The sequence below is a fragment of the Longimicrobium sp. genome (genome assembly GCF_036388275.1).
In the GTDB taxonomy this organism is placed as follows: Bacteria; Gemmatimonadota; Gemmatimonadetes; order Longimicrobiales; family Longimicrobiaceae; genus Longimicrobium.
On record NZ_DASVSF010000110.1, the window covers coordinates 54,256 to 71,662 of the forward strand.

Consider the following 17,407-nt stretch of genomic DNA (forward strand, 5'->3'; position numbering starts at 1 on the left):
ATGCCGATCACCGTGCTGGCGCTGGTGGACTACTACCTGCCCGGCTACAAGGCGGGCGGGCCGCTGCGCACGCTCGCCAACATGGTGGAGCAGCTGGCGGGCTCGGTCCGGTTCCGCGTGGTGACCCGCGACCGCGACTGCGGCGACGACCAGCCGTACCCCGGCGTGCCCGCCGGCGCCTGGCAGGAGGTGGGCGGGGCCCAGGTCCTGTACCTGGCTCCCGGCCAGCTTGGCCCCGCCGGCCTTCGCCGCGCGCTGGCCGGCCCGTACGACGTGCTGTACCTGAACAGCCTGTTCTCGCCGCGGCTCACCCTGGCGCCCCTGCTGCTGCGCCGTGCGGGGGGGATCCCGCGCCGCCCGGTGGTGCTGGCCCCGCGGGGCGAGCTGCACCCCGGCGCCATGGGCACGGGAAGCTGGGGGCGCGCGCTGCCGCGGGCGGTGGACGCCCGTTTCCCCTCGCCGCGCAACCTCAAGAAGCGGGGGTACATCGCCACCGCGCGCGGGCTGGGGCTGCTGGACGGCGTGGTGTGGCAGGCGTCCAGCGAAGAGGAGCGCGCCGACATCCTGCGGCACGCCGGCCCCGGGGCCACGGTGCGGGTGGCACCCGACCTTTCCGCCGCGCCGGTCCCGGTGGCTTCGGCCGGGCGGGCGGAAAAGCGGGCGGGGGAGCTGCGCGCCGCGTTCCTGTCCCGCATCGCTCCCAAGAAGAACCTGGACGGGGCGCTGCGGATGCTCCGGGGCGTGCGGGGGCGCGTGCGGCTGGACGTGTACGGCCCCGTGGAGGACGGGGCGTACTGGGACGGGTGCCAGGCGCTGATCGCCGGCCTGCCCCCCGGCGTTTCCGTGCACCACCATGGGTCCGTGGCGCATGAGCGCGTGCCGGCGGTGCTCGCCGAAAGCGACGTGCTGTTGTTTCCCACGCACGGCGAAAACTTCGGCCACGTCATCGTCGAGGCGATGGTGCAGGGGTGTCCGGTGCTGATCAGCGACCAGACGCCGTGGCGAGGGCTGGAGGCCCGCCGGGCCGGCTGGGACCTGCCGCTGGACGGCCCCGAAGCGTTCACGCGGGCCCTGCAGCGCCTCGCCGACATGGACGCCCAGGAGCACGGCGGGTGGCGCGCGGGCGCGGCGGAATTCGGCCGGCAGCGCAGCGTGGACCCCGGCGCGGTCGCCGCCAACCGCGCCCTGTTCGAATACGCGTCGTCGCTCGGCGCGCGGCGCTGAGCGCCCGCCGCGGGGCTGTCGCCGCGGGGCGGGAGTGCGTATGTTCGCAAGGCAAGGCGCGCGGCCACTTTGCGCGCTCGGCGCCACCCCGTCACTACCCGTTCTTTTTCGACCGCAGGTATCGCAAGATGCATGAGCCATCGTCGGCCACCCCCTTCGTGCAGCCCAAGATCGTCGACAAGCCCTGGGGGCGAGAAGTCTGGTACGCGCACGAAGACCGCTACGCGGGGAAGGTGCTGGAGGTCACGGCCGGACACGCGCTCTCGCTGCAGAAGCACGAGCGCAAGCAGGAAACGATGCTGCTGCAGAGCGGCCGCCTGCGCTTTCACTTCAACGGCGCCGATTACGAGATGACCCCGGGGCAGTGCATCACCGTGCGCCCGGGCGACGTTCACCGCATGGAGGCGCTGGAAGACTCGGTGCTGCTGGAAGTGAGCACCCCCGAGCTGGACGACGTGATCCGGCTCGAAGACCGCTACGGGCGTTCGTGAAGGGGGCAGCCCTGAATCCGCGACCCCGATGAGGTTCGTCGTTACCGGCGGCGCGGGGTTCATCGGCGGCCACGTCTGCGGGCGGCTGCTGGCCGCCGGCCACGAGGTGGTCTGCGTCGACAGCTTCGACGACTTCTACGACCCCGCGGTGAAGCGCCGCACGGCCGACGGCCTCTCCTCGTTTCCCGGGTTCACGCTGGTGACGGCGGACATCCGCGACCAGCCGGCGCTCCGCGAAGGCGTGCGGGCGGCGGGTGTCCGCCCGGGATCCGTCGCCTGCATCGTGCACCTGGCCGCGCGTGCCGGGGTCCGCCCGTCCATCGAGGATCCCGTGCTGTACTCCCAGGTGAACCTCGACGGCACGGCATGCATGCTGGAGCTGGCCCGCGAGCTGAACGTGGGCGCGTTCATCTTTGGGTCCAGCTCCAGCGTGTACGGCGACCGCGCCGAGGTGCCGTTTCGTGAAGACGACGCGGCGGCGGCGCCCATCTCGCCGTACGCGGCCACCAAGCGTGCCGGCGAGCTGATGTGCCACGCCTACGCGCACCTGTACGGGCTGTCGGTGCTGTGCCTGCGGTTCTTCACCGTGTACGGCCCGCGCCAGCGGCCGGACCTGGCGATCCACAAGTTCGCCCGGCTGATGGCGGCGGGCGAGCCCATTCCGTTCTTCGGCGACGGGTCCACGCGGCGGGACTACACCTACGTCGACGACATCGTGCAGGGGGTGGAGGGGGCCATCCGCTTCGCGCTGGCCAACCCGGGGTGCTTCGAGGTGGTCAACCTGGGCGAAAGCGACACCGTCACCCTGTCGCGGCTGGTGGAGCTGCTGTCCGCGTCGCTGGGGGTGAATGCCGTCCTGCGGCGTCTTCCCGCGCAGCCGGGCGACGTGGAGCGGACCTGCGCCGACATCACCCGCGCGCGCGAGCTGCTGGGATACGCGCCGACGACGCGGATCGAAGAGGGCATTCCGAAGTTCGTGGAGTGGCTACGCGCGCAGCCGAAGGGCTGATCCGGTGATGGCTGTGGAGCGGCGGGCCGGTCCTACCTCCGGAGAGTGCGCGGGCGCGGCGGCGGGCCCGGAGCGCGGTTCCGCCGCTCCCCGCATCGCCGTGTGCATCGCCACGTTCCGCCGCCCCGAAGGGCTGGCCGCGCTGCTTGCCAGCCTGGGCCGGCTCACCTTCGCCCGCCAGCAGCCCCGGGTCTTCGTGGTCGTTTCCGACAACGACGCACGGGAGTCCGCGCGCACCACCGCCGCCGCCGCCGCCCCCCATCTCCCGTGGGATCTTCACTACGTCGTGGAGCCCGAGCGCAACATCTCCCGCGCGCGGAACCGCGCCGTCAGCCGCGCCCTGGAGGTGGGTACGGATTTCGTGGCGTTCGTCGACGACGACGAAACGGTCTGCGCCGACTGGCTCGACGAGCTGCTGGATGCCCAGGCCTGCTTCGGGGCCGACGCGGTGCAGGGAAGGGTGATCCCCTGCTTTGCGCCCGGCACCCCCGCGTGGCTGGCGGACGCGCCGGCGTTCGCGGTGTCGCCGCCCCCCCGCGGCACCCTGGTTCCCGTGGCGTCTACGAACAACGTCCTCGTCGTCGCCCGGCTCCTGGTCGGGGACAGGCCGTTCGACCCCGCCTTCGGAATTTCCGGGGGCGAGGACTCGTTCTTCTTTCTGCGTGCGGCACGCGAAGGGGCGCGGATCGTGGCCGCGCCCGGGGCGGTCACCCGCGAGCACATCGGTCCCGCGCGGGCCCGCGCCGGCTGGGTGCTCCGGCGCTCGTTCCGGGTGGGGAACACCGCCCTGCGCTGCGAGTACGCCCTCCCGGCCCGCCGGCGGGCGGTGGCCCGGCGGCTGGCCTGGGCCACCGTTCGGCTCGGGGTATCGGCGGCGCTGCTTCCCGCCTCGCCGCTCCTGGGCAGGGCCGGCGTGCTGCGGGCCCTCTCGGCCGTGGGCTACGGGCTGGGGTGCTGGGCCGCCCTGGGGGGGTACAGCTACCTCGAATACCGCGACGTGGTCCGCTGACCGGCCGCGCGATGCGTCCCGCGTTCCCGCCGCCGCGGGCCGCTCCCGCCGGGCGGCTCCCGCGCTGGCTTCCGCCGGGCTCCAACCGGCGGGGCATCGCCTACACCCTCGCGGGCGCCGGCATCCCCGCCGCCCTCGCCCTCGCCGCCATCCCGCGGATCGCCTCGGGGCTGGGCCCGGAGCGCTTCGGCGTCCTGATCCTGGCCTGGACCGCCATCGGCTACGCCGCCTTCCTGCAGCTGGGGCTGGGGCGCGCCGTGGCGAGGCACGCCTCGGCCGACCGGCGCCGGGACTCGCGGGTGCTGGCCCCCGTGGTGTGGACGGCCCTGGCCATCAGCGGCGCCCTGGGCGCCGCCGCGGCCGGGGCCCTCTTCGTCTTCGCCGCCACGATCGCACGCGGCATCCACGTGCCTCCCGCCATGGTGCCTGAAGCGGCCTCCGCCTTTCGGCTGCTGGCGCTGGCGCTCCCCTTTACGGTCACCGCGCCGGTGCTGGGGGGCGTGCTGGAGGCGCGCCGCCGCTTCGGCCTGGTGAACGCCGTGGCCATGCCCACCGCGGCGCTGACCTACCTGGGCCCCGTGGCCGCGCTGGCCGTGGCCCCGGGGCTGGTGCCCGTGGTGGGCGTCCTGTGCGCGGCGCGGCTGGGCAGCTGGTGCGCCCTGGCCGCGATCTGCGTGCGCGAGATCCCCCGCCTGCGCACCCCGCGCACGCACCGGAGGCTGGTGAAGCCGCTGCTGGCCTACGGGGGCTGGGCCACGGTGAGCGCCATCGTATCGCCGCTGCTGGTGTACCTGGACCGGTTCGTGGTGGCCGCCATGGCATCCGCCGCCGCGGCCGCGTACTACGGCACCGGCCAGGAGGTTGCGCTACGGCTGGGGATCGCCTCGGGGGCCGTGGTGACGGTGCTCTTCCCCGCCTTCGCGGCCGTTCCCCGCCGCGACGGCGCACGGCTCGGCCAGCTGCTGGAGCGCGGGGTGGCGGCGGTGGCGCTGCTCGTTCTTCCGCTGTCGCTGCTGCTGGCCGCGTTCGCGGGCGACCTGCTCAGGCTGTGGGTAGGGCCGGAATACGCCGCGGAGGGCGAGGCGGTGCTGGCCTGGCTGGCCGCGGGGCTGCTGGTGAACGGGCTGGCCAAGGTGCCTTCCACCCTGCTGCAGGCCGTCGGGCGGCCGGACCTCACCGCCTGGCTGCACCTGGCCGAGCTGCCGCTGTTCGTGGCCGTGCTGGGTGCCTTGGTGTGGCGGTGGGGGATCGAGGGGGCCGCCGTGGCCTGGCTGGCACGGGTGAGCGTGGATTGCGTGGCGCTCTTCTGGGTGGTCGGCGGCCGCATCCCGGAAACGCGCCGGGCCGCGCTCGCCGCCGCCGCCGTTGGGATGGGCGGCGCCGGGGCGATCGCCGCGCTGCGGCTTCTGCCCGGTCCCGGGGAGCGCGGGCTGCTCCTGGCCGCGATCGCCTGCGCATTCGCGGTGGCGTGGCTGGGCCGGGGGCGCCTTTTCGGACCCATCCCGGACCTCTTTCCCGGCCGGGACGGGTGATTCCATGCGGGTGACGCTGCTTTCGTCGAACGTGTCGCTGAACTCCATGGCCCGCGCCCAGCTGCTGGCCGAGCTCCTGTCGCGCGACTTCGAGGTGCAGGTGCTGGGCACCGCCTTCGGCGACGGGGTGTGGGAGCCGGCGCGCGGCGGGCCGGTGCCGGTGGAAAGCGTGCCCGGGGGCCGCTGGCCGGGGTACGCGTCCACCGTCTCCACCCTGCTGGCGAAAATCCGCGGCGACGTGGTGTACGCGGTGAAGCCCCTGTTCGCCAGCTTCGGCGTGGCGCTGCTCCATCGCCGCCGGTCGGGGGCGCCCGTGGTGCTGGACATCGACGACGACGAGCTTTCGTTCCGCCCCGCGGGCTCGGTGCGGCAGCCGCGGCGGTGTGCGGTGAACGTGGGCCACCCCGACGGCCGGGCCTGGACGCGCGCCATGCTGGCCCGGACGGGGCGGGCGGAGCGGCTCACGGTGGCGGGGGAGGCGCTGCAGGCCCGTTACGGGGGAACGCTGGTGCCGCACGCCAAGGACACCGCCCGGCTCCAGCCGCGCCCCGAGTGGAGGGAGCGGGCGCGGGCGCGGCTGGGCGCCGGCGCACGGCCGGTGGTGATGTTCATGGGCACCCCGCGGGTGTACAGCGGGGTGGAAGACGCGGCCGAGGCGGTGCGGCGAATGCGGCACGCCGCCGATCTCGTGGTGGCCGGCGGCGATCCGGCGGACCCGTTCCTGCGGTCGCTGAAGGCGGCGCTCCCCGGCGTCGCCTTCCACCCGCCGTACCGGCTGGACGAGGTGCCCCTGCTGCTGGAGGCCGCGGACGTGGTGGTGGTGCCCCAGCGGATGCACCCGCAGTCGGCCATGCAGGTGCCCAGCAAGCTGCTGGACGCCATGGCCATGGCCCGCCCCGCGGTGGGGACCGCCGTTTCCGACATTCCCGCGATGCTGGCCGGGGGGCGGGGGCTGGTGGTGCCGCCGTCCGATCCCGCCGCCCTGGCGGCGGCGCTGGACGCCGTGCTGGACGCGCCCGAGGCCGCGCGCGACATGGGCCTGCGCGCCCGGCGCTGGTGCGAGCGGCACGCCAGCTACGACGCAGTCCGGGCCACGCTCCGCGGCGTCATCGAGGACGCCGCCGCCCGCCGAACCGTCTGAAGGGATGATCGACTTCCATTCGCACCTGGTTCCCGCCGTCGACGACGGGGCCGCCACGCTCGACGAATCGCGCCAGGCGCTGGCGCGCATGCGCGACGCCGGGGTGACCGCCCTGGTGACCACGCCCCACTTCCAGGCGTCGGCGACGGAGCATCCCGGCCGCCTGGCCGCGGAGATGGAGGCGCTGGACCGGGGGTGGCGGGAGCTGTCGGAGCTGGCCGCGGCCGAGTTTCCCGCGCTCCGGGTGGAGCGGGGGGTGGAGCTGATGCTCGACTCGCCCCGCCCGGTGCTCGACGATCCGCGGCTGCGGCTGGCGGGCACGCGGTTCGTGCTGGTGGAGTTCCCCTTCCAGGGCGTTCCGCCCGGCGCCGCGCGCGTGCTGTTCGACCTGAAGGTGGCGGGGTGGCTTCCCATCGTGGCGCACCCGGAGCGGTATCCGCAGGTGGGGGAGGGGCTGGCCGGCCCGGAGGAGTGGCGCAGGGTGGGGGCGGCCCTGCAGGTGAACTGGGGATCGCTGGCGGGGCGGTACGGCCCGGGGCCGCAGCGGGTCGCATGGGCCCTGTTGAACCGCGGCTGGGCGGACTACCTGTCGAGCGACCACCACGCGCGCGGACGCCTGGGCGTGGGCTCCGCGCGGGAGATGCTCCTGGCCCGGGGGGGGCAGGAGCAGCTGCGGATCCTTTCCGAGGTGAACCCGGCCCGGATGCTGGCCGGCGAGCCCCCGGAGGAGGTGCCTCCGCTGCCGGAGCGCCCGGGCTTCTGGCGGCGGCTCCTGGGGCGGAGGGCCGACGGCTAGCGGACGAAGACGTCGTGGCGCTCCCTGCGCCAGAAGACGTCGATGGTGTCTCCCGCCACCGCCGCCGGCTGCTGGCGCCCGTCGGTGGTGAAGAAGACGAGCTGGCCGGGCGCCACCTCGAAGCGGAAGGTGCCGGAGTCGGTGACGGTCGCGGAGCGGCGGCCCCGCTCGTCCACCGTGTCCACCTGGCTCCGCAGCACCCAGAAGTAGTTCCTGCGCATTTCCAGCTCGGCCGAGCGCAGCTCCACCCGCGCGCCGGCGGCGCTGCCGGCGATCACCGCGGGAAGCGCCTGCCCGCCGTAGGCGGAAAGCCGGTACCGCCCGGGGATGCGGTCCGCCTCGCCGGGTTCCAGCAGCTCGCACCCGGCGGCCAGGAGGGGCGCCAGCGCCAGCCAGCACCGCCTCATGGCGCCCTCCCGGCGCTCCGCCCCGGCGCCGCGGACACCTGCAGGCGAAGGGTGTGGTTCACCACGTTCACGGCGTTCTCCCGCTGGTTCCAATCGAAGGCGTAGCCCTGGAACAGGTAGTTCCAGCGCTTGCCGGCGGTCCACTCCGCGCTGACGCGCGCCCCGCCCACGTCGGCCGCGCCGCGAAGACCCGCCAGCAGGGTGACGTCGTGGCCGCGGAACGCCGCGTTGGGCGCGGGCTTGTCGTACAGCGCGTCGTTGGCCCAGCGGATCCTCCCCGCGAAGATCCCTGCCCTCGCGCCCCGCCCCAGCCAGTCCACCCCCAGCCACTGTCCCGAGGCGCCGGGACCCACGGGGGACCCGATCACCTGGCCCTCGTGGGTGTAGCCCTGCGGAACGGCGGCGCTGGCGTAGTAGCTTCCCGTCGGCAGGGCGCGGTAGGAGGGGCTCTTTTCCAGGTAGGTGTGCTCGGCCTGCAGGCGCACGCTCCCGCCGGGAGCCGGGCGCAGCCACTGCATCCCCACGGTGTACCCCTGCGTGTGCTCGGGACGCTCCATCAGCTCGCGCACCGAGCCGGGAAGGCGGTAGCGCACCCACTCGGCGTAGGCCTCGGCCCCGTCGGCGGGGAGGACCATGCGCCCGAACAGGCTCGTCATCTGCTCGAAGGGCCGCGCGGCCAGGGTGTCGCCCGCGCCGCGCCAGCGAAGGAGCACGTCGGCGCCGTTCTTCAGCACCCCCGCCCCGCCGTCCGCGCCGGAGTACACGGAGCGCGCCACCCCCAGCGACACCCCGTCCACCGGCGTCAGCACCACCGCGGCCGCGCTCAGGGAGCGCCAGTCGTCGCTCGCGTCGGTGTTGAACCACTCCGACTCGCGGAGCCCCCCCGCGATCCACCGCGCCTCCACCCGGCCCAGCGGCGTGCTCAACGGCCGGGCCGTGCGCAGGAACAGGTGGGGAATGCCCGCGGCCTGCCCGCCCAGGAGCACGGCGTTTCGCACGCCGGGGCCCCACCACTGGTTCTCCGTCGCCGCGCCGAGCGCCACGGCGCCGGCGCGCACCGTCAGCGACGACTGCCCGGGATGGATCCGCCGCCGCTCACCGCCTCCCGGCCGCACCGGCAGGTCGATGGAGTGGGTGCCGCTCTGCCAGGGCGCCCGGTAGCGGGCCCGCTGCTCCGGTCCCCAGTCGTACGGGAGGATGTCGTCGAAGGCGCCGTTCTCGGTGTACGACATCTCCGGGGCCAGCACCAGCCGCACCGGGCCGGCCTGGGCCTGCACGCCGGTCATCACCAGGCCGCTGAGCCCCCTGGCGGCCCAGAGCGCGCCGTCGTTGATGGAGAACGGAATCGCTGAGTTCCAGGCGAACGTGGCCTCGGGCGCCACGATCCACACCCCGTTCCCCCGGTCGGCGGCGAGCGACGAGGGCGAGCGGACCAGGAAGCCGTCCACCGGCGCCCGCCCGCGCAGCTGCGCGTCGCGCAGCCCTTCTTCGGCCGCCCCGCCGATGGTGGTCAGCGCGCGGACGGCTCCCCCCGGGGCTAGCTCCGGCGCGGCCGCGGAGTCGCGCGGCTCCTGCGCGCCCAGCGGGATCGCGAGGGCCAGGAGAAGGGGCAGAAAGCGTGTCGATGAACGTCGCGGCGGCATGCAGGTCCCTGCGTGGGCATGGATGGTCGTGCGTAAATGATAACGGGCGCTGGCGCTTACGTCCAACCTTCGTCGATTGCCAAGGTGGGCGCTTCTGGATATCTTCGCTCTCCGGGTGCGAACCAACAGCCGGCGGCTCCGCGCTCCCCCATCCGTCCGTACCGCCGGCCAACCGTGCCGGCCCGTGAGCTCCGGCCGTCCCGGAAACCCATCCACCGCAGGCTGTTCGATGGCTGTTTCGGCGAAGGCCGCTTCCCTGACCGTTCCCGTGCTGAAGGCCGTCCGGCTGACGGCGCTGGCCGCCGTCGTGCTCGCCGCGCCGCTGGCCGGTCAGTCCGCCGACGTGCGCCTGGAGGCGACCGCCGGGAGCGAGGCCGAGCAGTACCTGCGCGTGCTGCAGGTGTCGGGGCGGGCGCCGCTGTACCCCTGGTCGCTGCGCGCGTTTTCGCCCGCCGAGCTCGACCGGCTGGTGGGGCGCGAAGCCGCGCACCCGTGGGCCGCGCGAACCGGGCGCGATTCGGCGGCGCGCGGAGCCGGGCTGCGGGTGATCCGGCCGGGGGTGGGGCTGGTGTTCAACGCCACGGCGCCGGACGGCGGCAACGACGGCCCGGTGTGGGCCGGACGCGGGGTCACGGCCATGGCCAGCGCGGGCGTGTCGCTGCGGGCCGGGCCGCTTTCGCTGCGGGTGGAGCCGCAGGCCTTCTGGGCGCAGAACCAGGCGTTCGCGCTCATGGACAACGGCCGCGAGGGAAGGCTGCGCTTCGCCGACCCCCAGGTGCCTGGCGGCATCGACGCCCCCCAGCGATTCGGCGACAGGCCCTACGCGCGGCTGGACCCGGGGCAGAGCACCCTCAGGCTCGACGTGCTGGGGCTGGCGGCCGGCTTGTCGACCGCCAACCAGCAGTGGGGGCCGGGCGACGAGTACCCGCTGGTGCTGGGAACGAACGCCGGCGGGTTCCTCCACGCCTTCGCGGGCACCGCCACGCCGTGGAACCTGGGGATCGGCCGGGTGCACGGGCGGGTGATCTGGGGCGCCGCCGAGCAGTCGGCGTACTCGTCGGCCGAGGGCCAGGGGCGCAGGCTGGTAACGGGGCTGGTGGGTGTCTTCGTCCCCTTCGGGCTCGACGGGCTGGAAGTGGGCGGATCGCGCTTCTTCCACACCACCTGGCCCGCCGGGGGGCTTTCCGCCGATCACCTGCTGCAGCCGTTCCAGGGCTTTCTCAAGGCGGGGCTCGACTCTACGGGGGTGGGCTCGGACAAGCGGTCGTCGCCCGACAACCAGGTGGCCTCCGTGTTCGCGCGCTGGGTGCTGCCGGGAAGCGGCGCGGAGTTCTGGGGCGAGTACCTGCGCAACGACCACAACTGGGACGCGCTGGACTTCGTGCTGGAGCCCGACCACTCGTCGGGGTACGCGCTGGGCGGCCGCAAGGTGTGGGAGCGCGGAGGGCGGCTGGTGTCGCTGCGGGCCGAGTGGCTCGACACGCAGCCCTCGCACCTGCTGCTCACCGGCCGCGGGCAGGGCGTGATGTACAGCCACAGCCGGTCGCGGCAGGGCCACACCCACCGCGGCCAGATCCTGGGCTCGCCCGCCGCCTTCGGGGGTGGGGGCGGCACGCTGGCGCTGGACGTCTTTCACGACGCCGGGCGCTGGAGCGTGGACCTGGCCCGCACCCGCGTGCGCGGCCCGGTGACTCGCACCCCGTCGCCCGACGAAAAGGTGGACGTCGTCCACTCGCTCGGGGGCGAGGCGCTCCTGTTCCGCCCCGGGTTCGACCTGCTGCTGCGGGTGCGGGCCGGCTACGAGATGAACCGCCACTACGCCGGCGACGCGGTGAACGTGTCCGCCGCCGTGGGCGGGCGCATCGGCTTCTGAAGTACCCCGGGCGTCCTTCGTGGACGCCCCCCGCTCCGCCGGCAGTCCGCCGGGCCGGGGCCCGTTCAGTTTCCTGGTGTACGATTCCATGCCGCAGGCCTCATCCATCCTCCCCGCCGGCGCCTATCGGGCCGAGCTTCGCGCCGCCGTACGAGCCGCGCGCGCCGGCGCCCGCGCCGCCATGCCCTTCTACGGCGAGCAGGCCAGCCGCGCCAAGGACGACGGCTCGCCCGTCACCGCCGCCGACGAGGCCGCCCACCGCGCCATTGCGCGGGTGCTGGCGCGCGAGTTTCCCGACGACGCCGTGCTTTCGGAGGAGGCGCGCGACCCGGCCGGCCGGATGGACGCGCGGCGGGTGTGGATCGTGGACCCGCTGGACGGCACGCGCGAGTTCCTGGCCCGCAACGGCGAGTTCGCCGTGATGGTGGGGCTGGCCGTGGACGGGCGCGCCGTGGCGGGGGCGGTGGTGCTTCCCGCCACGGGGGTGCTGTACGCCGCCGCGGAGGGGCAGGGCGCCTGGGTGGCGCACGAGGGCCGGCGCAGGCGGCTGCGGGCCCGTCCCGCGCCGGCGGGGGCGCCGCGGCTGGTGGGCTCGCGCTCGCACCCGGACCCCCTGCTGGTGACCATGCAGGAGGCGCTGGGCATCACCGACGTGCGCCCGGCGGGCTCGGTGGGGATCAAGTGCGCGCTCGTGGCCGAGGGCGAGCGCGACCTGTACGTGCACCCGGTGCCGTACCTGAAGGAGTGGGACACCTGCGCACCCGAGGTGGTGCTGCGCGAAGCCGGCGGCACCGTCACCGACTGCCGGGGCGAGCCGCTGGCCTACAACAAGGCCGATCCGCGCCAGCCCCACGGCATTCTCGCGGCCGCGCCCGGCGTGGCCGAGCGCGCGGGGCCCGTGCTGATGCGGGTGTACGCCGCGGCGGCGGGAGGGGGGGAGTGAGCGAGGCGGCGGGGCGGGAATCCACCCTCCTGGAGGACCCGCCCGGCGAGTTCCTGTGGCCGGCCGACCGCCCCGGCGACCACCTTCCGCCCCCTCCGGCCCCCCCCGCGCCCCGGCGCCGGCTCAGCCGCGGCGCGGCGCTGCAGTGGGGCGCGTCCGCGCTGGGGCTGGCGGCGGCCATCGCGGTGTTCCTGGCGCCCACCCCCGCCGGGCTCACGCCGGCCGGGCAGGCTGCCTGCGCCGTCTTCCTGGTGTGCACCACGCTGTGGATCACCGACCTGGTGCCGATCGGGGTCACCGGGCTGCTGGCGGTGTCGCTGCTGACGCTCACCGGGGCCATGGAGGCCGGCGACATCTACGCGTCGTTCGGCAACTCGGCGGTGTTCTTCATCATCGGCGTCTTCATGCTGGCCGCGGCCACCATCCACTCGGGGCTCAGCAAGCGGCTGGCGCTCTTCTTTCTGCGCAGGTTCGAGCAGGGCCCGCACGCGCTGGCCGCCGGCATCATGCTCACCGCCGTGTTCATGACGGTGTGGATGCCCGCGCAGGCCACGGCGGCCATGCTCTTTCCCATCACGGTCGAGATCAGCGCGGCCATGGGGCTGCGGCCGAAGCACAGCCCATATGGCAAGGTGCTGTTCCTGTCGCTGGCGTGGGGCGCCATGGTGGGCTCCAACGCCTCGTTCCTGGGCAGCACCCGGGCGCCGCTGGCGCTGGGGATACTGCAGAGCACCTACGGGCAGTCCATCACCTTCGGCCAGTGGGTGGCGGCCTCGCTTCCCCTGGTGCTGGTGGGCGCGGCCGTGGGGCTGCTGGTGCTGCGCCTGTGGTTTCCGCGGGAGGAGGTGGACCTGCAGGCCGCGCGCGACACCATCCACCGCTCCGTTCGCGAGCTGGGGCGCATGGGCGGCCGCCAGGCGGTCGTCGCCGGGATCGTGGGCGCCACGGTGTGCGCGTGGGTGGTGCTGGGCGGCAAGGTAGACCTGGCCGCCATCGCCCTGCTGGCCGCGGCGCTCCTGTTCCTGGTCCGCTCGCTGGAGTGGCAGGACCTGGACGGCTACGTGCACTGGGGGATCGTGCTCATGTACGGCGGCGCCATCGCGCTGGGCCAGGCGGTGGAAAGCACCGGCGCGGCCCGGTGGCTGGTCTCGGGAATGGTGGGCACGCGCGAGGTTTCGCCGGCCGTGGCCATCGTGGTGCTGGCGCTGCTCACCGTGCTGCTCACCGAGTTCATGAGCAACGCGGCCGCGGTGGCCGTCATGCTTCCGCTGGCGTTCAGCATGTCGGACCAGCTTCCCATCAGCCCCGTGGCCATCGTGCTCACCTGCTCCATGGCGGCCGGGCTGGACTTCACCTTTCCCTTCAGCTCGGCGCCCAACACCATCGCCTATTCCAGCGGCTACCTGCGGATGCGCGACATGCTGGGCGCGGGGCTCGTGATGACGCTGCTGCAGGTGGGGCTGCTCCTGCTGGCCGCGTGGCTGTACTGGCCGATGATCGGGGTGCTGTGACCGGGTTCGCGGCGGGCGCGCAGGGCGCGCAGGGGTTCACGGTGTGGCTCACCGGGCTGAGGGGGGCGGGGAAGGGCTCCATCGCCCAGGCGGTGGCGGCGGAGCTGGCGCGGCGGGGGATGCCCACCGAGCTGCTGGCCGGCGGCGAGTTCCGGCAGAACATCTCGCGCGGGCTGGGCTTTTCGCGCGATGACCGGATCGCCAACGTCCGGCGCATCGGCTACGTCGCCAAGCTGCTCACCCGCAACGGCGTGGCCGTGGTCACCACCGCCATCTCGCCGAACCGGGCGGCGCGCGACGAGTGCCGCCGGATGATCGGCCGCTTCGTGGAGGTGTGGGTGCAGTGCCCCCTGGAGGTGTGCGAAGCGCGCGACACCGAGGGGCTGTACCGCCAGGCGCGCCTGGGGCTGATCGAGGACTTTACGGGGATCGCCGACGACTACGAGCCGCCCGAAGACCCGGAGCTGGTGGTGCACTCCGACCGCGAAACCGCGGCACAGGCCGCCGCCCGCATCGTCCGCCGGCTCGAGGAGCTGGGGTACGTGCCCGCCGAGCGGGGGGGCGACCCCGACGAGGCGATGGTCAAGGCGCAGCTCAAGGCGCTCCAGAACCGGTAGGCGCCCCCCGCTGCGGCCGTCGTCGCGGCCCGGGGGAGCGCGCCGGCCGGCGGGTGGCCGTCGTTGCGCACGCCTTCGAACGGGCACATCTTCCCGCCCTGCGCTCGGCCTCCCATCCCCCGGCCGGTCCCCCTCCGATGGCTGACCCACCCCTCGCCCCCAGCTCGCCCGAAAGCCCCGACGGGCTCGACGGGCTGTTCCCGCTGGTATACGACGAGCTGCGGCGCATGGCCCACAACCGCATGCGCCACGAGCGGGGCGGGCACACGCTCAGCACCACCGGGCTGGTGCACGAGGCCTACCTGAAGCTGGCGGGGCAGACCCGCGCCGAGTGGCGCGACCGGGGACACTTCCTCGCGGTGGCCGCGCAGGCCATGCGCCGGGTGCTGGTGGACCACGCGCGACGGCACGGCGCAGCCCGGCGCGGCGGCGGCGCCCAGCGCGTGAGCCTGGACGAGGCGGAGCTGGCGGTGGACGAGCAGGCAGACGCGCTGGTGGCGCTGGACGTGGCGCTCACCCGTCTGGCGGCGCTGGACGAGCGGATGTGCCGGGTGGTGGAGTGCCGGTTCTTCGCCGGCCTCACCGACGAGGAGACGGCGGCGGTGCTGGGGGTGGCGCCGCGCACCGTCTGGCGCGACTGGGTGAAGGCCAGGGGCTGGCTGCACCGCGAGCTGTATGGCTGACGCGCGGCCGGGCCTGCGCGGCATTTCGCCGGAGCGCTGGCGGCGGATCAACGCCACGCTGGACGAGGCGCTGGACCTCGCTCCGGAGCTGCGTCCGGGCTTTCTGACGGAGGCGTGCGGGGACGACGACGCGTTGCGGACGGAGGTGGAGCAGCTGCTGCGCTCGTGCGAAAGCACCGGCGGACTGCTCGACGCGCCGGCGCCGGGGCTGGCCGCGGCGCTCGCCGGCGGCGGCGAGCCCGGCCTGCCGGAGGGGACGTTGGTGGGACCGTACCGCATCGTTCGCGAGCTGGCCAGCGGCGGCATGGGCACGGTATACCTGGCGGAGCGGGACGACCCGCGGCTGCGGCAGCGCGTGGCGCTCAAGATGGTGCGCCAGGGGCTGCACGCCGACTACCTGGTCCGCCGCTTCCTCGAAGAGCGGCAGATCCTCGCCTCGCTGGAGCACCCCGGCATCGCCCGGCTGATGGACGGCGCGGTGACGCCGGCGGGCTCGCCGTGGTTCGCGATGGAGTACGTGGAGGGCGTTCCGCTGGATGACTACTGCGACCGGCATCGCCTGGGCGTGGACGAGCGGCTGGGGCTGTTCGCGCAGGTGTGCGACGCCGTGCAGTACGCGCACCGCAACCTGGTGGCGCACCGCGACCTGAAGCCCTCCAACATCCTCGTCACCGACTCCGGCCAGCCCAAGCTCCTGGACTTCGGCATCGCGCGGCTGGTGGCGGGCGGGGCGCCGACTGCGGACGACCGGACCGGCGCTGGCCCGCGGCTGCTCACCCCCGAGTACGCCAGCCCCGAGCAGCTGCGCGGCGAGCCCGTGTCTACCGCCACGGACGTCTATTCGCTCGGCGTCATTCTCTACCAGCTTCTCACCGGCCAGCGCCCCTACCGTCCTCGTGGCGAGTCGCGCTGGGAGCTGCCGGGGGCGCTGCTCGGCCCGCCGGAACGCCCGTCCGCCCTTGCCGCGGCCGGGGACGACGCCGGAGATGCAGCGGCCGCGCGGGGGACCACGCCGGCGCGGCTGGCGCGGCGCCTGGCGGGGGACCTGGATGCCATCGTCCTCAAGGCCATGCGGCCCGAATCGGGGCAGCGCTACGCCACGGCGGAGCAGCTCGCGGCGGACCTGCGGCGCCACGCGGCCGGGCTGCCCGTCGGAGCGCGGGCGGACACGCGCTGGTACCGCGTGCGGAAGTTCGTCAGCCGCCACCGTGCGGCCGTCGCCGCCGCCGCCGCCGCCCTGGTCCTGCTGATGGGCTTCGCGGTGGTGACGCGGGTGCAGGCCATGCGCATCGCGGCGGAGCGCGATCGGGCACAGCAGGTGGAGTCGTTCCTGCTGGGGCTGTTCGACCGGTCCGACCTGTACCAGGGAAGCACCCAGGCCGTCACCGTGCGTGACCTGCTGGACCGCGGCGCCGCCGAGATCGCGGACGTCCGCCAGCCCGAGGTGCGGTGGCGGCTGCAGCTTGCGCTGGGCCACGCCTACTACGGCCAGGGCGACTACGGCCGCGCCGTGGCGCTCCTGGATTCGTCGTACACGGCGCTACGGAAGATGCGCGGCGAGCGCCACCCGGAGGCCATCGCCATCGCCAACCAGCTCGCGAACGTGCTGCGCGTCGCCGGCCGGTACGACCGGGCGCAGGCGCTGTATCGGGTGATATTGGACGCGCGCCGGCGGGAGCTGGGCGGCGGAAGCGTGGAGGTGGCGCGCTCGCTGAACGGGCTTGCGATGGTGCTGCGGATGCAGGGCCGCTACGCCGAAGCCGAGGGGCTGCTGCGCGAGGCGCTGTCCATCGATCGAACTCATGCCCGCGCCGCGCCCCCGGGGCTGCCGCAGACGCTGAACAACCTGGGCCACGTGATGCGCGAGAGCGGCCGGCTGACCGAAGCCGAGGCGCTGCACCGCGAGTCGCTGGCAGTCCGCCGCGCCGTGTGGGGGCCCGCGCACTTCGAGGTGACCGTCAGCCTGGCGAACCTGGCGGGCGTGCTGCGCGACCGCGGCGACCACGCCGGGGCCGACACGCTGTACCGCCAGGTGCTGGCGCTGCGCGTCCGCCTGGCGGGCGAGGAGCACCCGGACCTGGCGATGGACCGCGCCGGCTACGCGCAGCTCCTTCACCTTCGTGGCGACCTCGCGGGCGGCGAGGTGCTGTACCGCCGGGCGCTCGCCGTCCAGCGCCGGGTGCTGCCGCCCGGCCACGCGCTGACGGCTACCACCCTCACCGGGCTGGGCGCCCTCCTCGTGGATCGAAGCCGTCCGGCGGAGGCTCTCCCCCTGCTGGAGGAAGCGCTCGCGGCGCGGCGGGCCGCGCTGCCGCCCGGCCACTGGTACGTCGCGGAAACGGAGAGCGCGCTCGGCGCCTGCCTCTCCGCCCTCGGCCGCCGGGCCGAGGGCGAGCCGCTGCTGGTGCGGAGCGCGGTGGTCCTCGCATCCGCGCTCGGAGGCGAAAGCACGCTGGCCCGCGCCGCCCGGCAGCGGATCGACGATCATCGGCGGCGGACAGGCTGACCGGCCGCCCGGCTTCAATGCA

Annotated in this window: 15 protein-coding genes; 13 read left to right on the forward strand and 2 right to left on the reverse strand. The window is 74.6% G+C overall.

The window, feature by feature from the left end; translation table 11 throughout:
* From VF632_RS25385 to VF632_RS25415, 7 genes are all read left to right on the forward strand, one after another.
* A complete protein-coding gene (locus VF632_RS25385) occupies positions 1-1,224 on the forward strand; it encodes a glycosyltransferase family 4 protein (RefSeq protein WP_331025746.1) in 1,224 nt (407 codons plus the stop codon).
* Between the two features lie 128 nt (positions 1,225-1,352).
* Positions 1,353-1,715, forward strand: coding sequence for a cupin domain-containing protein (locus VF632_RS25390; protein WP_331025747.1), 363 nt, complete (start codon positions 1,353-1,355; stop codon positions 1,713-1,715).
* A gap of 28 nt (positions 1,716-1,743) precedes the next feature.
* Positions 1,744-2,724, forward strand: coding sequence for an NAD-dependent epimerase/dehydratase family protein (locus VF632_RS25395; protein WP_331025748.1), 981 nt, complete (start codon positions 1,744-1,746; stop codon positions 2,722-2,724).
* 7 nt (positions 2,725-2,731) lie between these two features.
* A complete protein-coding gene (locus VF632_RS25400) occupies positions 2,732-3,733 on the forward strand; it encodes a glycosyltransferase family 2 protein (RefSeq protein WP_331025936.1) in 1,002 nt (333 codons plus the stop codon).
* 11 nt (positions 3,734-3,744) lie between these two features.
* Positions 3,745-5,265 carry an oligosaccharide flippase family protein gene (locus tag VF632_RS25405; RefSeq protein WP_331025749.1) on the forward strand — a complete coding sequence of 507 codons (1,521 nt, stop codon included), beginning with the start codon at positions 3,745-3,747 and terminating at the stop codon, positions 5,263-5,265.
* Positions 5,266-5,269: 4 nt separating this feature from the next.
* Positions 5,270-6,406, forward strand: a complete 1,137-nt coding sequence (locus VF632_RS25410; protein ID WP_331025750.1) for a glycosyltransferase — start codon at positions 5,270-5,272, stop codon at positions 6,404-6,406.
* 4 nt (positions 6,407-6,410) lie between these two features.
* The gene (locus VF632_RS25415; protein WP_331025751.1) at positions 6,411-7,202 is read left to right on the forward strand and encodes a tyrosine-protein phosphatase; all 792 of its coding nucleotides are present in this window, start codon (positions 6,411-6,413) and stop codon (positions 7,200-7,202) included.
* On the opposite strand, the gene VF632_RS25420 is transcribed toward VF632_RS25415, so the two are convergent.
* Together VF632_RS25420 and VF632_RS25425 are read right to left on the reverse strand one after the other, a co-directional pair.
* Positions 7,199-7,609, reverse strand: coding sequence for a hypothetical protein (locus VF632_RS25420; protein WP_331025752.1), 411 nt, complete (start codon positions 7,607-7,609; stop codon positions 7,199-7,201). The two genes, VF632_RS25415 and VF632_RS25420, sit on opposite strands and share 4 nt — an antisense overlap.
* A complete protein-coding gene (locus tag VF632_RS25425) occupies positions 7,606-9,252 on the reverse strand; it encodes a capsule assembly Wzi family protein (protein ID WP_331025753.1) in 1,647 nt (548 codons plus the stop codon). The genes VF632_RS25420 and VF632_RS25425 overlap by 4 nt, the downstream gene beginning before the upstream one ends.
* Positions 9,253-9,481: 229 nt before the next feature.
* Between VF632_RS25425 and VF632_RS25430 the strand changes: the two genes are divergently transcribed.
* The 6 genes from VF632_RS25430 to VF632_RS25455 all read left to right on the forward strand — a co-directional run bounded on the left by VF632_RS25430 (position 9,482) and on the right by VF632_RS25455 (position 17,385).
* On the forward strand, positions 9,482-11,125 hold the full coding sequence (locus VF632_RS25430) for a capsule assembly Wzi family protein (RefSeq protein ID WP_331025754.1): 1,644 nt from the start codon (positions 9,482-9,484) through the stop codon (positions 11,123-11,125).
* Between the two features lie 88 nt (positions 11,126-11,213).
* The gene (locus tag VF632_RS25435; RefSeq protein ID WP_331025755.1) at positions 11,214-12,068 is read left to right on the forward strand and encodes a 3'(2'),5'-bisphosphate nucleotidase CysQ; all 855 of its coding nucleotides are present in this window, start codon (positions 11,214-11,216) and stop codon (positions 12,066-12,068) included.
* A complete protein-coding gene (locus VF632_RS25440) occupies positions 12,065-13,579 on the forward strand; it encodes a DASS family sodium-coupled anion symporter (RefSeq protein WP_331025756.1) in 1,515 nt (504 codons plus the stop codon). Before VF632_RS25435 ends, VF632_RS25440 begins: the two co-directional genes overlap by 4 nt.
* The gene (gene cysC / locus VF632_RS25445; protein WP_331025757.1) at positions 13,576-14,196 is read left to right on the forward strand and encodes an adenylyl-sulfate kinase; all 621 of its coding nucleotides are present in this window, start codon (positions 13,576-13,578) and stop codon (positions 14,194-14,196) included. Before VF632_RS25440 ends, cysC begins: the two co-directional genes overlap by 4 nt.
* Positions 14,197-14,333: 137 nt before the next feature.
* Positions 14,334-14,879: a sigma-70 family RNA polymerase sigma factor gene (locus tag VF632_RS25450; RefSeq protein ID WP_331025758.1), complete on the forward strand. Its 546-nt coding sequence runs from the start codon at positions 14,334-14,336 to the stop codon at positions 14,877-14,879.
* A complete protein-coding gene (locus VF632_RS25455; RefSeq protein ID WP_331025759.1) occupies positions 14,872-17,385 on the forward strand; it encodes a serine/threonine-protein kinase in 2,514 nt (837 codons plus the stop codon). Before VF632_RS25450 ends, VF632_RS25455 begins: the two co-directional genes overlap by 8 nt.
* Positions 17,386-17,407 lie beyond the last annotated feature (22 nt).

Excerpts from the sequence above, each read along its gene's own strand:
- VF632_RS25385 (WP_331025746.1), top strand. The coding sequence starts at position 1 with ATGCCGATCACCGTGCTGGCGCTGGTGGACTACTACCTGCCCGGCTAC.
- VF632_RS25390 (WP_331025747.1), top strand. The coding sequence starts at position 1,353 with ATGCATGAGCCATCGTCGGCCACCCCCTTCGTGCAGCCCAAGATCGTC.
- VF632_RS25395 (WP_331025748.1), top strand. The coding sequence starts at position 1,744 with ATGAGGTTCGTCGTTACCGGCGGCGCGGGGTTCATCGGCGGCCACGTC.
- VF632_RS25400 (WP_331025936.1), top strand. The coding sequence starts at position 2,732 with ATGGCTGTGGAGCGGCGGGCCGGTCCTACCTCCGGAGAGTGCGCGGGC.
- VF632_RS25405 (WP_331025749.1), top strand. The coding sequence starts at position 3,745 with ATGCGTCCCGCGTTCCCGCCGCCGCGGGCCGCTCCCGCCGGGCGGCTC.
- VF632_RS25410 (WP_331025750.1), top strand. The coding sequence starts at position 5,270 with ATGCGGGTGACGCTGCTTTCGTCGAACGTGTCGCTGAACTCCATGGCC.
- VF632_RS25415 (WP_331025751.1), top strand. The coding sequence starts at position 6,411 with ATGATCGACTTCCATTCGCACCTGGTTCCCGCCGTCGACGACGGGGCC.
- VF632_RS25420 (WP_331025752.1), bottom strand. The coding sequence starts at position 7,609 with ATGAGGCGGTGCTGGCTGGCGCTGGCGCCCCTCCTGGCCGCCGGGTGC.
- VF632_RS25425 (WP_331025753.1), bottom strand. The coding sequence starts at position 9,252 with ATGCCGCCGCGACGTTCATCGACACGCTTTCTGCCCCTTCTCCTGGCC.
- VF632_RS25430 (WP_331025754.1), top strand. The coding sequence starts at position 9,482 with ATGGCTGTTTCGGCGAAGGCCGCTTCCCTGACCGTTCCCGTGCTGAAG.
- VF632_RS25435 (WP_331025755.1), top strand. The coding sequence starts at position 11,214 with ATGCCGCAGGCCTCATCCATCCTCCCCGCCGGCGCCTATCGGGCCGAG.
- VF632_RS25450 (WP_331025758.1), top strand. The coding sequence starts at position 14,334 with ATGGCTGACCCACCCCTCGCCCCCAGCTCGCCCGAAAGCCCCGACGGG.
- VF632_RS25455 (WP_331025759.1), top strand. The coding sequence starts at position 14,872 with ATGGCTGACGCGCGGCCGGGCCTGCGCGGCATTTCGCCGGAGCGCTGG.